At 42.3% G+C, this 13,829-nt stretch carries 14 protein-coding genes; 5 read left to right on the top strand and 9 right to left on the bottom strand.

All coding sequences use genetic code 11. The features are described from left to right. The first annotated feature begins 68 nt into the window (after positions 1-68). The 4 genes from crtB to GJB62_RS03075 all read left to right on the top strand — a co-directional run bounded on the left by crtB (position 69) and on the right by GJB62_RS03075 (position 5,987). A complete protein-coding gene (gene crtB, locus GJB62_RS03090) occupies positions 69-962 on the top strand; it encodes a cyanoexosortase B (RefSeq protein WP_114083716.1) in 894 nt (297 codons plus the stop codon). Between the two features lie 192 nt (positions 963-1,154). Beyond that, entirely contained in the window at positions 1,155-1,880 is a 726-nt protein-coding gene (locus GJB62_RS03085; protein WP_114083717.1) for a cyanoexosortase B system-associated protein, read from the top strand. A 356-nt stretch (positions 1,881-2,236) separates the two neighbouring features. Continuing rightward, positions 2,237-3,601, top strand: a complete 1,365-nt coding sequence (locus GJB62_RS03080) for a polysaccharide biosynthesis/export family protein (RefSeq protein ID WP_181852892.1) — start codon at positions 2,237-2,239, stop codon at positions 3,599-3,601. A 211-nt stretch (positions 3,602-3,812) separates the two neighbouring features. After that, entirely contained in the window at positions 3,813-5,987 is a 2,175-nt protein-coding gene (locus GJB62_RS03075) for a polysaccharide biosynthesis tyrosine autokinase (protein ID WP_114083719.1), read from the top strand. A gap of 151 nt (positions 5,988-6,138) precedes the next feature. Here GJB62_RS03075 and GJB62_RS03070 read toward each other — a convergent pair whose 3' ends face one another. The 4 genes from GJB62_RS03070 to GJB62_RS03055 form a co-directional block, all read right to left on the bottom strand. Continuing rightward, entirely contained in the window at positions 6,139-6,810 is a 672-nt protein-coding gene (locus tag GJB62_RS03070; RefSeq protein WP_114083733.1) for a rhomboid family intramembrane serine protease, read from the bottom strand. Positions 6,811-6,928: 118 nt separating this feature from the next. Next, positions 6,929-7,648 (bottom strand): rhomboid family intramembrane serine protease, encoded by a 720-nt coding sequence (locus tag GJB62_RS03065; protein ID WP_114083720.1) that lies wholly within the window; start codon positions 7,646-7,648, stop codon positions 6,929-6,931. A 92-nt stretch (positions 7,649-7,740) separates the two neighbouring features. Next, positions 7,741-8,529, bottom strand: a complete 789-nt coding sequence (locus GJB62_RS03060) for an SDR family oxidoreductase (protein ID WP_114083721.1) — start codon at positions 8,527-8,529, stop codon at positions 7,741-7,743. A gap of 288 nt (positions 8,530-8,817) precedes the next feature. After that, the gene (locus GJB62_RS03055) at positions 8,818-10,131 is read right to left on the bottom strand and encodes an NF041680 family putative transposase (protein ID WP_159402443.1); all 1,314 of its coding nucleotides are present in this window, start codon (positions 10,129-10,131) and stop codon (positions 8,818-8,820) included. A 92-nt stretch (positions 10,132-10,223) separates the two neighbouring features. Here GJB62_RS03055 and GJB62_RS03050 point away from each other — a divergent pair, with 92 nt between their 5' ends. After that, on the top strand, positions 10,224-10,826 hold the full coding sequence (locus tag GJB62_RS03050; protein WP_114081389.1) for a hypothetical protein: 603 nt from the start codon (positions 10,224-10,226) through the stop codon (positions 10,824-10,826). 84 nt (positions 10,827-10,910) lie between these two features. On the opposite strand, the gene GJB62_RS03045 is transcribed toward GJB62_RS03050, so the two are convergent. The 5 genes from GJB62_RS03045 to GJB62_RS03030 form a co-directional block, all read right to left on the bottom strand. Beyond that, complete coding sequence (locus GJB62_RS03045) at positions 10,911-11,492, bottom strand: Uma2 family endonuclease (protein WP_114081390.1); 582 nt, start codon at positions 11,490-11,492, stop codon at positions 10,911-10,913. 67 nt (positions 11,493-11,559) lie between these two features. Then, a complete protein-coding gene (locus tag GJB62_RS38160) occupies positions 11,560-11,652 on the bottom strand; it encodes a hypothetical protein (RefSeq protein WP_348537525.1) in 93 nt (30 codons plus the stop codon). Positions 11,653-11,728: 76 nt separating this feature from the next. Then, the gene (locus GJB62_RS03040; RefSeq protein WP_159402428.1) at positions 11,729-13,201 is read right to left on the bottom strand and encodes an IS66 family transposase; all 1,473 of its coding nucleotides are present in this window, start codon (positions 13,199-13,201) and stop codon (positions 11,729-11,731) included. A gap of 171 nt (positions 13,202-13,372) precedes the next feature. Next, positions 13,373-13,501, bottom strand: coding sequence for a hypothetical protein (locus tag GJB62_RS37940; RefSeq protein ID WP_258551482.1), 129 nt, complete (start codon positions 13,499-13,501; stop codon positions 13,373-13,375). Continuing rightward, the gene (locus tag GJB62_RS03030) at positions 13,498-13,716 is read right to left on the bottom strand and encodes a DUF2281 domain-containing protein (RefSeq protein ID WP_114084723.1); all 219 of its coding nucleotides are present in this window, start codon (positions 13,714-13,716) and stop codon (positions 13,498-13,500) included. Before GJB62_RS03030 ends, GJB62_RS37940 begins: the two co-directional genes overlap by 4 nt. Positions 13,717-13,829 lie beyond the last annotated feature (113 nt).

Here is a 13,829-nt window from a genome sequence, read left to right as displayed (position 1 = left end):
CATCCAACAATTAGACATTTGTTCTTTGTCAGTTGTCCTTTGCAAATGACCAATGACCAATAAAAATCATGGCACTCCAGCAACAGATTAAAAAAAGAAACGCCTCAGACTTATTGAATCTAGCTATTATAGGCGTTTTGCTGCTGCTTTATGCGCCTATATTGCTACACTGGTTGGATGGTTGGCTGAACAAAAATATCAGTACAGAACACGAATATTTCAGCCACGGAATTATTGGTTTACCATTTGCGGCTTATCTGGCCTGGATAAACCGAAAAAAGTGGAAACGTTTACCAGATACCACACATCCTTTGAGCGCTGTTTTATTGTTACTAGGGGCAGTGTTTTATCTTAGTGGTGTTACAGAGTGGGTTAACCTTTCCTTGCCCGTTATCCTGGCAGGATTATGTTTGTGGTTTAAAGGAATAGCAGGTTTGCGATCGCAAGGATTCCCCCTGCTACTGGTATTTTTAGCCACCCCGACAGCAGCACCCTATCTCATTGCGCCCTATACCTTGCCTCTGCAAAGCTTCATTGCTGGTACGGCAGGTTTCATATTGAATCAATTTGGTATGGACGTAACAGTAAATGAAATCAATCTCTACGTGGGAGGACGCATTGTAGAAGTTGCCCCCTATTGTGCAGGGTTGAAAATGTTGTTCACGACTCTCTACGTTGGCTTGATGCTGCTTTATTGGACAGATGCTTTATCTTCACGGCGCACAACCATATCGTTTTTATCTCTTGCTGCGATCGTTAGTACTACTGCCAATATCATTCGTAACACTTTACTGACTTTCTTTCACGGCACAGGTCAAGAAGCAGCTTTTAAATGGCTACATGAAGGTTGGGGTGGTGACTTATACTCTGCTTGTATGCTGGTGTCATTAGTACCCCTACTGAATTGGATTAATAGCTATTTTTCAGCATCTCTAGAAACTGAGCAAGAAACAGAAAGTTAGAACTATGGGCATTGGGAAGAGGACTTGGGGACAAGGAGAATTGGGGACAAGGGGAAAGACTTGTTTCAAGTTCTCACCTCTCTTGTCCCCTTTTCCCTGCTCCCCTCCCTCTTAATCTACTCATAAATATTACTGAACTCATGGTGTGATTTTATAAAGTAAAATTTTGCCTAAGTATCACAAATTTTACTGATGATTTCATTCTCCAAGTTTTTCAAAGAAAACCAGTTCAATCAGGTAGCAGCACTTTTGTTATTGCTACTACTGCTAGCAATAGGAGGGATTCCCGGATATCTAACAGGACATTGGCAATGGAAACAGCCGCTACCTGTTACTAATCTCCACGAGTTAAAACAGATCCGCAACACTGGGTTAGCCCTTCCTGGTTGGCAAACTATTGAACAATCAGAACAGCAAATTGGTGAACATAAATGGTCTTTGCAGGTAATGAAAAAAGAAGGTTCACAATCCCAGGCAATCCTGCTTTTGCTACCGCAAAATGGGCCTATGGATCAACCAGAGGTAGAGTGGACAGATGTTAACGGCTGGGGAAGATCGCGCTGGGGAAAGTGGGATATAGCGCAATCTCGTTCTGCCGAATTTACTGTGAAACAGTCTGAAAAGTTGGCTTCTAATGTTGTTGAAACTAAAGTAGAAGCTAGGTTCTTTCGTGCTGCCACACCACAGCAAACCTTCGCTGTCTTGCAATGGTACGCCATGCCAGACGGCGGAAATCCATCACCTTTCCATTGGTTCTTGGCAGATCAAGTGGCCCAGTGGCGCAAGCAACGTATTCCCTGGGTAAGCGTGAGCATTCTAATCCCGATGGAACCTTTAGGGCAGGTAGAACAATCTTGGTCTTTAGCCAAGTCTATGGGGGAAACCGTGCAAAGTACATTGATGGCAGGCCCTTTGTAAAGTATCTGATGAATGCCCTTGTGCAGAGATTCATCAGAAGTAAGTTGGTAGAAATAAACCAAATTATGTTATGAAACGTAAATAGTCTTAAAGTCCTTACTAATGACCAATGACAAAGGACAAATGACAGCCCTTGCTAGTTAGCTTTAATTGCGCCAACCTACTTATCTTTATAAATTGCATTCAGCCTAAAACTTAGCCAAAAGATGTTAATAATATGAAGTTAGTATTTAAATTTAGTAAAGTTCTTCTCTTTTTCTTGGTAAATACTTGCAGACTCCAGAGACATTGGGGACATTTATAGAGTAAAATAACGACTCGGCGCGAATAATTCTCATATCATTTTTTCTGCACCGATGTTCATAGATCCCACTTCTTATATGCGTGCATTCAGCGCCCTTTGTTTTGTTAGTCTTCAAGTAGGAGTTTTTTTAATAACACCTATCCAACTTGTCGTTGCCCAGCCTTTTCCATCTCAAGGACAATCACCAAGGCAACCCCCCTCGCCTGTGCCAGGTACTGAGACTGAGGTTATACCCACAGGTGCAAATGACGAAACTTCCAGCCAACTCAGCCGCTACCTCTTAGGGCCAGGAGATATAATTGGCGTTGTACTTCAGCGTCCTCCTGGCCCATACCGCTTAGGCATAGGTGATGGAATTAGCGTTTCGGTTCAACGCTTTCCAGATTTGAGTTTTCAAGCTTCAATCAACCCAGAAGGTAACATTGTAGTGCCACTACTGGGAACAGTTTCTTTACAAGGTTTAACTTTAGAAGAAGCTCAAGAAAAAATTCGCTTGGGTTTAAATCGTTATGTTGTCGATCCAGTAATAGTTTTAGCCTTAGCCGCGCAGCGTCAAGACTTAAGTTTTCAAGCTGTAATTAGTCCCGAAGGCACCATCGTAGTACCGCAAGTGGGAACGGTGTCATTACAAGGTTTAACTTTAGAAGAAGCTCAAGAAAAAATTCGCTTGGGTTTAAGTCGCTTTTTCCCAGATCCAATCATAGTAGTATCTTTGGCAGGGGCGCGACCAGTTCAAGTTACCGTTAGTGGAGAAATATTCAGACCAGGAATTTATCCGATTAATTCAGCAACACCCCGCGTTGCTGATGCCTTGCTAATATCTGGGGGTTCAACGTTGAATGCAGACCTGCGACAAATACAAGTACGCCGCAAGTTAATTGATGGTTCTGTGATTTCACAAACTATTGACTTATATGCAGCACTGCAAAATGGCGGTTCAATCCCTAATTTACGCTTACAAGATGGAGATGCGATACTCATCCCCCGTCGTGAAGTTGGTAATGATGACGGTTATGACCGCAATTTGGTAGCACGTTCATCCTTAGCCACACCACAGATTAGAGTCCGGGTTTTAAACTACGCTGCGGGAGGTCTATCTATTCAAGCACTGCCTAATGGCAGTACGTTTGTAGATGCTTTGGGAGGAGTAAATCTTGATACTGCTAATCTCCGAGATATCGCTCTCGTTCGCTTTGATCCTGAACAAGGTAAAGCTGTTACCCAGAAACTTGATGCTAAAAAAGCTCTAGGAGGCGATGCGTCTCAAAATGTGGCGCTTCAAGATAATGATGTTATTGTTGTTGGTCGTAACCTCATAGGTAGAATTACTAATTTTCTAACTACCATTACCCAACCTTTCTTCAACGTTCAATCCTTTCTCCGATTTTTTGACAACTTCGGTGGCGGGTCAAATTAGTAACTCTAAAAGAAGGATACAATCTGGAAATAGTTGGGAGTGTAGGAAGCCACATCTCCAACTGGTCTTTGAATTCGTGAATGTAAAAATATTAAACATATCAACCAATATATAGTATGAAGTTGATAGCGTTCTTTTATCAAAACCACTATCTTTAGTTTGGTGCTTCCTAAATTTTAAATTTTGAATTTTGAATTGGAGCGAAGCGACCATGACCCCACCAATTGTTAAGCGCTATCTTATTGCTTTTGATAAGTACAAGTGGATTGGACTAGCTAGTTTTGGTCTAGTTATAGTAGGGTCGACTTTGGTAGCTATGCAACCAGAGCCACCTACTAGCTATATAGCATCTGCCGCACTTACCTATAGTGGCCCACCAGTTTCTTTCTCTGCAACTGGTACAGAAATCCAACAGCAAGGAAAAGAACTGAATCAGGAAGTTTTACTCTCCAATCAAATAATTGCAGCAGTGGCAGAAAAAGTTGGTGTCAAACCGACAAAGCTGGGTAACAGTGTCGTCCTTTCTGTTCCTAAAAAAAACCCCAGAACTGGAGAATTGGAATCTAGTATTTTGGAATTGAAATATGTAGATACTGATCCCAAACGAGGTATACAGGTCTTGGCGGAATTGATGCAAGCAATGATCAAGTTGAGTAGTGATATCAATACTGGCCGATTACAAGCAATTATTGAAAAGATTAACGATCGCGTACCACAAGCTAAACGAGAATTGCAAGTTGCTGAAAAGAAGCTGGAACAGTACGATCGCATCGAACGAACAGCAATATTAGCAGCCGAGAATGGCAGCTTGTTAAGCGCTGTTACTGCTAGCCAAAATCTCCAACGGCAGATGCAATTAACTATTTCTGGGGTTGATGGTCAAATTCGCAGTTTACAAAATAAGTTAGGCTTAACAGTCGGACAGGCTTATGTTTCTTCTGCTTTGAGTGCCGATCCAATTATTGGGAACTTACGAGCGCAAATTTATCAAAGTGAGTCGCAAATTGCCGTACTCAGAAAGGATTTGCGACCGGAACACCCAACGATGATTCAGCTAATGCGTCAGAAACAAGCGGCTGAAGAATTGCTGCAACAACGTGCATCTGAGGTATTAGGTGGTGATGGGACGGCGGCTCCGCTTCAGGGTAGCGTTGCAGGTATTCGCACCCAAAGCAGCTTAGATCCAGCCCGCCAGCAATTGGCAAACCAAATGGTGTCTTTGCAAACCCAACGGGAGACGCTGCAACAACAATTAGTTCAAGAGATCCAACAAGAAGCGCGACTACGGCAAGAGTATTCTCTGATACCCAATAAGCAATTAGAGCGATCGCGTTTAGAACAGGAGGTTGCCCTCAAAAAATCCATCTACGACCAAATGCAGGTAAAGCTAACCGATGCTAAAACCGCAGAGGCAGAAACTACTAGCAGCCTCAGCATTGCCAGACGACCCACAGCTGCTGCCGACATCAAACCCCCGAAGAGTGTACCTATTACCCTTGCTGTAGGCGGTTTCTTAGGTGTGGTGATTGGTGGTGGGGTAATATTCTTGTTGGGAGCGCTGGAAGGGACTTTCAAAACCAGAGAGGATATTCGCGAGAGCCTCAAGCAACGGGAAGTGGCAGTGTTGGGAGAATTGCCTTTAATGCCAGTTGATGATTTGGATAAAGAGGCAGTACCGGTGGTCATTTCTGCTGATTCTCCTTATTTAGAATTTTATGAGAAATTCCGCAGTAATCTGCGCCGGATAGGTGGTAAAAACTTAAAAGTGGTGTTGATTACTAGCACCAGTAGCTTAGAGGGTAAGACAGCAAGTGCTTATAACTTGGGTATAGCTTCTGCCCGTGCTGGTAAAAGAACCTTGATTATCGAAACAGATTTGCGATCGCCTTCCCGTTCTACATCTCTGAAAGTAATTCCTGATCCCGATGCCTCGATTGAACCCCTACGTTATTACGCTAACTTAAGTGAATGTATCCGTTTAGTTCCTGATGTAGAAAATTTATACATTCTTCCAAGCCCTGGCCCTGTGCGCCAATCTGCTGCTATTCTGGAATCTAGCGAAATGCGGCGGCTAATTGAGGATGTCCGCGAACGCTTTGATTTAGTTATTTTAGATACTAGCCCACTCAGCATATCGAATGATCCTCTGTTAATCCAACCTTACAGTGATGGGATCGTATTAGTGACACGGCCACACTACACACAAGAGAATATGTTAGGTGAAGCTGTTGATCAATTGGTAGAAGCTGAACTGGGGTTGTTAGGAGCAATTATTAATGGTGCTGATATCATTGTTTCTGTACCTGAAGAAGTTGCACAATCATCAACATTTACATCTGAGGTAGAAGAATCAGAAGAAGTTTCAGCAGCTGCTAGCAAAAACTGATATCCCAATAGGTAAATTTCAATGTTGTATGGGCGCTTCTCTACGAGACGCTACGCGAACGCATTCTCACTGGGTAAGTAAGCAAAGGTTAACGCAGAGGTTTGATAGCTAGCAATTTTTTCGCTATGAATTTAGACAGAAAATGCTGTATTTAGTCCTGCCTAAACAACCCAAACAGGGGAGCAAGAATTACCCCAAAAACAAAACCCCCGATATGCGCCCAATAAGCAACTCCACCGGTTTGTACAGTCATCTGAGCAGCTGTTTGTAAGGTAGCAAGACCAGATATAACATTCTGCACAAAGAAAAGTCCAATTATCACTAGTGCTGGAATTCTGATTGTGGTGATGAAAATCCCCAAAAAAACTAAGGTCATGACTTTAGCGTGGGGAAAGCGGATGATGTACGCACCCAAAACCCCAGAAATTGCACCACTTGCCCCCAAGGAAGGAATCTCAGAATTCATACCAATAAACCATTGGCATAAGGCAGCTAAAGCACCACACGCCAAATAAAAAATTAGATATTTGGCATGACCTAATCGATCTTCAATATTGTTTCCAAAAACCCAGAGAAACAACATATTTGAGATTAAGTGCCACCAACCACCGTGTAAAAATTGTGACGTAAATAATGTTATCCACTCTCCACTCAAATTAGTGGTTAACTCTTGAGGTACTACCGCATACTGACTTAAAAACTGACTCAATTGTGCATTTGACAGGCTTACCTCGTGGAGAAAAACTACAATATTCATGCCAATTAACCCGTAGGTGAAATACGGGGTGATTCGCGTCGGATTTTCGTCGTAGAGGGGAAACACAGGTGTTTTTCCTAAATTATTGGCTAATTGCAATATAGCTTGTAAGGCTAGTAGTTGCGAAGCTTAGGCAATTTCACCTATTAAATCAATCAGTCTTATTGATAGTTCCAATAAAAAATCATTTATACCAAGATTCTTCCTGTGATTTATCGTTAAACAAACCCAACAGAGGGCCGAGAATTGCCCCAAAGATAAACCCACCTGCATGGGCCCAGTAGGCAATACCGCCGCTTTCCATACCGATATTAGTACGTGTTTCGAGGCTAGCAAGCCCATAGAAAGCTTGTTCGAGAAACCAGAATCCCAAAAAGAAATATGCCGGGACACGGAAAGTTGGGAAGAAAATTCCTAAAGGCACTATGCCGAGAACTTCAGCATTGGGAAAGCGGAGAATGTATGCTCCTAGAATGCCTGCGATCGCACCACTCGCACCCAAAGATGGAATGCTAGAATCTTGAGCGAAGAACCACTGTGTTAATGCTGCCAAAACACCGCAAGATAAATAAAATAGTAAATATTTGGCATGACCTAATTTATCTTCAACGTTGTTACCAAAAATCCAGAGGAACAGCATATTACCTGCTAAGTGCAAGAAACCACCATGTAAGAATTGCGAGGTAATCAAAGTTGCCCATTCTGGTACTGGTTGATGTACAGAGATACCACCAAAGCTGAGGCTGAGTTCTCGTGGAACTACAGCCGCAAGGTGTAAAAATCCATTTAATGCTTGTGGGGGAAGACTTGCTTCATAAAGAAAAGCGAGGACGTTGGCAGCAATCAACCCATAAGTTACATAAGGCGTGATTTTTGTGGGATTATTATCGCTAATTGGAACCACGGGCGTTTTTCCTGAGTTTAAGACAGCAATTCTACAATACGGAATTTTGTAAGTAGTTTCTTCTACCTCGTGGATGGATCTGGCTTTGAGACTTAAAAACCGAAAGCCAAAAAACCACCATCGACAGTGATACATTGTCCAGTGATGAAAGATGCCGCAGGCATACAAAGAAATGCTACTAAACCCGCTACTTCTTCTGGTTGACCAACTCTTCCCATAGGTGTTTGGGACAGAACTAATTTGAGAAAATCTTGGTTATCGAGTACAGACTCGGTTAGAGGAGTGCGAATAGCCCAAGGTGCTACGGTATTTACCCTAATTTGATCGCCAGCCCATTCAACTGATAGCGATCGCGTCAGTTGATTTATAGCCGCTTTAGTCATACCATAAGGAGCGCCTGTACGGTTTGAGACTAAACCCGCCACAGAACTTATATTTACAATGCTGCTATTTTCCCCATTTTGCAGCAGAGGGTAAAACAGACGGCACATCTCAAAAATTGATATCTGGTTTGTCTGGATGATGAACTGATATTCAGCAGCCGTGTAGTCTACTACTTTTTTGCTGATATTGGTTCCCACATTATTAACCAGGATGTCTAATTTATCCCAGGTTTTGCCAACCTGCTCAAAAATGGCTTGTCGCCCCTCAGCAGTTGCAACATCTGCCGTAATTCCATAAGCAGGTAATCCTAATTCTCGCCAGATAATTAGTTGTTGGTCAACATCTTGAGAATTCCGTGCCACAATTATGACTTCTGCACCTAGAGATAAGAACTCATTGGCAACAGCTAGTCCAATGCCTTTGGTAGCACCTGTAATCAGTGCTTTCTTTCCTCTCAGTGTCCAGCGTAGACTTAGCCCGCCGTAGGCATCACTCATTTGTAATTTTGCGGTTTTTTTATTTTCAAGGTATCAGTTTAAGAGTTTATCTTGTAAGTGCCCAATGCGATCGCTTTTTATAGTAATGTAGGCGATCGCAATCCCTAAACCATTTACCGCATCTGATTCCAATTCAATAGCTGATCAAACCCATGTTTTTTTCAAATTCTCTGGAAACTTGAGTTTGGACTAATTGGCATTTAGCAGCAATGAATAGAAAGCAAGAAAAAGTTACCCAACTTCTTTTAGAGGCTGAGTTAAGTTGAATCGTTGAAAAAGAAGCAGAAACTAAGCAGCAGTTAGATCAGCGTTCTTAAGTGATTCTTCGGTTTTAGGTTTTTTAGATGCGTGTTTTTTGACAGTGGGATAACGCTTACGCGAAGGTGGCTGATGCCCTTGGGCACGCCCAGGTGATTTACCGCGAGTTTTCGGGGGTTGAGCAGGAGTGCCAATAGTGGCTAAAATTAGAGGAAAGGCTTGTGCTACGCGTCCTGGAGACAGTTTATCCTGAGTCGATTGCCAAGGCAAGGGGGAATCAATACAGGCAAGTCTAGCTAGCCATAATTGCCAAGTTAACAATGGCATCAGGTCACTCCATCGCTCTGCTGCCTGAGTAGAGCCAAGCTGAGGCTGTGTCCAATATAACCTCTGCTTGGCAAATCGATACCAATGTTCTAGAGCAAAGCGGCGGAGGTATTTTTGCCAGAGATCCTCTAATGGAGGCATTGTCTGACCCAACCAAGCTAGCCATAAGGGTTGGAACTTACGATTGCGTCCAACTGGTTGGATCACCTCGACGCGAATGATTTCCATTGCCCGGTTTGGAGATTGAAGAAAATGAAACCCACTCCAGCGCATGACTTTTACTCGACCAACTTGCGGGTCTTCAACTTCTAGAGTTTCAGTTACCTCTGCCCAAGTTTCCGAGTCATTGAACTTAAACTTATGACCATGTTTACACGGTGCGCCTCGTCCTTTGTAAGTACCGGGTGTACCCCATACGCATCGGTTAGAAGCTAAACGCAGCAACAGGTCTGCGTCAATCTTCTCCGTGGCTTGGACAAATTTGGCGTTGCCGTAGCCTCGGTCATAAGCAGCAAGCGGTCTTTTGCCTAACTCACGGGTTATTTGTTTAAGTTGGAATGCGGCTTTACTTGTTGGCGTTTCAAAGCTGGTGATCCGTTCGTGCTTTAACGGCAATGCCCAACTCCCATCCGCTTCTGGTATCCACGCTAACGTACTGTAACTTTGTCCGATGCCTATGCTTCCCCTGGAGTCCCCATGAAAAGTTCTTTCTTTTAGTGTCTTCGCTTCTGGTCTTGCCCAAAAGCTATGATCTCCTGCTAGAAATGGCTGTTCATCCGTCACTACCTCCTGTACCAGTAGCTTCATCAGTTTTCTTTTTGGTGGACGACTATCATGTAGTGCTGCATAAATGCTCGACCATTGCCGTCGAAATACTGGGCTTTGTGACAAGCTTACAAACGATGGGATACTCGGACTTGTTAATACTGCATCCATCAATTCAAATACTGCATCTTTGGCCTTTCCCAAACAATCGTAGATACCTTGGCGGAATTTTTCTAGTTGTGTCAGGATCATCACGTCAATGATTTATCGATTACTTTCATTGACTTTACGGCAGTCAGTGTTACTGCTGACTGCTTTTCTCTAGCTTTTTAGTCCAAACTCCAGTGGAAAATCAACTCCAGCACTGGAACGAAATCATTCGTAATCAGCCAGAAAATCCTAACGCTTACATTCGTCGGGGTATGGTTAACTTTCAACTAGCCAAGATTGATGAATCTATTCAAGATTTTGATATGGCGGAGCAATTGGATAACTGTATCAAACCTTACCTCTGGCAACGAGGATTATCGTATTATTATGCAGAAAGATTTGCTGAGGGCGCTGAACAATTTGAAATAGATTTGACAGTTAATGCTCAAGATGTAGAAGAAACAGTATGGCGATATCTCTGCATAGCTCATTCATTAGGTGTTGAAGAGGCACGTAAATCTTTACTAACTGTGAAAAATGACCCTCGACGTATCATGCAGCGCGTATATGATTTGTATGCAGGAGATTGTACACCAGATGATGTTTTAACTGTTGGTCAATCAGAAGGGATAAAGGGAAATTTTTATAGTCATCTTTACTTGGGATTATATTATGAAGTTGAGAATAATATTGGTTTAGCTCAGGAATATATAGTTAAAGCTGCTGATAATTACAAGATTGATGATTATATGTGGTATTTGGCGCAGGTACATAAAATACTGCGAGGATGGATATAGTAAAGTGTTGATCTCAATTTTCAGTGGCTTCGCTTTCAAACCTGTTCATAGCAGGCATTTAGCTGGCTGGTTGCGGTGTTGATCTCAATTTTCAGTGGCTTCGCTTTCAAACTGCACTTGTCTGTACAAATCGATTATCGCAATTTCTACATCTACAGATTCCAGCCGCAATATATCGCCCAAATTATACTCCGACAGCACCCATTTTCCCTGTTCGTTACGTCGAAACACTTCTACACCCGGTTGAGCTACTTGTACTAAGACATATTCTTGCAAGGTTGGAGATTGGCGATATTTAGCAAACTTTTTCCCTCTATCGGCTGCTTCTGTTGAAGGTGATAGCACTTCGATAATTAAGCAGGGAAATTGTACTAATTGTGGATCGGTATCTCGCTCATCGCAAGTCACCACCACATCTGGATAAAAATACTTTTGCCCCGGTTCTACTTGCACCTTTACATCTACAATGTATACTTCACAGGTGCGATTGGCTAGGGCATCATCTAGAAGCTTCGAGAAATTCAGAGAAATCCGATTATGGTTGCGTGTAGCACCACTCATCATCACAACTTCGCCATCCCAATACTCGTAACGTTCTTCTTGGGTGGGTTCCCAAACCAGATATTCTTCTGCACTCATCAAAATGTTGTCGGGTAAAGCAACCATCGGCGCGATCTCTTAATGATTGACTTAATCTAGGATAGCGAAAAATGGGTGTTCTCTTTTGGTATGACTATTCCCACATCCTCTGAACAGAATAAACATCAAATTTTTTATCCCTGCTAATAATAATTAAGGAGTGATTGATAGCCTGTGCAATTAACATCCGATCAAATGGATCACCATGATGTTAAGAGAGATTCCGAACTTGAACCGTATCGGCAAAAGGTAAGGATTCAGGTCTAAACGAGAGGAATTAAAGAAGGGGTCTGCACAGAAGAGTTAACCATCGCTTTGATAGCTTGGTCAAAAAACTCAATTACAGAGCGTCCTTGACGGCGACAAGTTTGTATAACAGTCAATAAATTAGCAGTATCTTGGAATCGCTTCATAGAACGAGAACCACCACTGACTTTTCGTTTTGTGACTGCTAAACGTAATGTTCGTTCTGCTAAATTATTATCAGGGGGTATGTCCGGGTGGTCTAAGAAATACCACCATTGATGAGCTTTATTACGTAAGGAGCGTAAAAGTTTACCAGCTTCTCCTCCAGCTTTATCAATCCATGAATGAATGGAAGATTCAACTTTTATTTTAAACTCGGATGCCCAACTCCAGAACTCATCAATGTTTTTAGTTTGTTGGAAGAGAGCATAGTTTTTAAAACCTTCATCTATCAGGCTGACAAATGCTGACCCAATCTCTTTGTTATTCAAGCCAGGAATTAAGATGAGTTTCTTGAAGTGACGGCGTAAATGCGCCTGACATTTCTGTTGGGCTTTCACCGGATAACCGTTATAAGCACTAAAGTCATCAGAACTGAGTACACCAGAGTAACTTGAACCCAAAATTGCCTCTAATTCGGCGCGAGAACGAGTATCAGCCGCATGAAATAAAGCGAAATCGGTATTGGCAAAAATCCATAACCATTCTTTTACCCCTTTGATTACCCAAGGTGTTTCATCCGAATGGATATTCGGCTGGGTTTGTTTTATCCACTCTTTAAGGTTGTCAATACTTTGAGCTACGGCACCATCTATTCGTTCATTTGTGGCTACTAAAGTCCCGACTCCAATTTCTATTTCACCCAGTTCCCACAACAATTCTTGTTGTTTCTCGTATGGTAAATGCCCGTAATTATTTATCCATCCCAAGAAAGCTTGCAGTCTGATTCCTATATCTTGTCCCGGTACTATTTCTGGCGACCAGTCTGCTGTTTGTTTTGACCCACACTCGCTGCAAATACAGGTATGTCTTTGATATTCTACGATTTCGATAGGTCTTTCTACCAACTGTGCTACTTGCTGGGTTTCTATTTTTATTGGTTCGTTACTGAATTCCTTTTGACCACAACAAAAACACACTTGCGGTCTTAATATCTCAAACCTATCTACTCTCCCAAAACCCTTTCTCGTTTTTCCCCGATGTCCTGGCTGTCCTCCTGGTTTCCGTTTTGGCGTTTCACTCTCCCCTGCTTCATCTTCAAGTTTTTTCTCGGTTTTTTTGAGGATGTCTGCCGACGGTGGTTTTGATGATGTTGTGCTGTCTAAGTCTCTACTAACTTTGAGTTTCTCTATTACAGATTCTAGTTCTATTACTCTGGATTTTAGCTGTTCTATAGCTTTTGCCTGCTCCATAAGCATCTCTACCAGTTGCTCTTTCTCCAACTGTTTTAGGGTTTCAGTGTCTAGTTTTAGTGGCAGGTTTTTTTCCATAATTGCTATATTCTGCTTCCCCTACCACACTTGTCAATACCCCAGCACCTGAATCCTTACGGCAAAAGATATCGGGATTATGAGGATATCTGAAGCATCGATTGCAGAACCTATTGTTTCATAGCTCTGTTGAAGCGATAATTTGCCAAGGTTCAACTTGATGGCAATTTCTCAAAGACTAGCGATGCTGAGATAAACTATATCTGCGGTATTGATCGTTCTCGTCAGATTATCTGGAAGATTGGAGTCATTTTCAGTTAGCCAGATAAAGGCATGAGTATGTAAAAGGAAAGCACTCATTCTATATATTCCTTAAAAACTTCCAGAGGTTCATCAAAGTCATCAGGCAAAGGTAAAACAAAAGTTCCTTTTAAGATGCCAGAACGACGCTTTTTTTGTAGTAAAGTCTCTTGGGAAACAGCTTTTGCATAATGCAAAAGTTCTTGTTTAAGTGACTCTGATGCAGGAAGCTCATCAAGTTTCTTGCGAAATACCTTCGTAACACTTGACTTCATTGCTCAGAAGGAAAAACGTCAGCTAGAGGAGTGATGTCGCCAGCAGTAATTTCCTGCCTTACCATATCAGCTAGACGATCCCACTGAGCATCTGTTGTAGATTCAAACTGAGT

The organism is Nostoc sp. ATCC 53789 (assembly GCF_009873495.1).
Lineage (GTDB): Bacteria > Cyanobacteriota > Cyanobacteriia > Cyanobacteriales > Nostocaceae > Nostoc > Nostoc muscorum_A.
The sequence above is the reverse complement of the archived record's forward strand: the minus strand, read 5'-3'. Positions and strand labels throughout refer to the sequence as shown.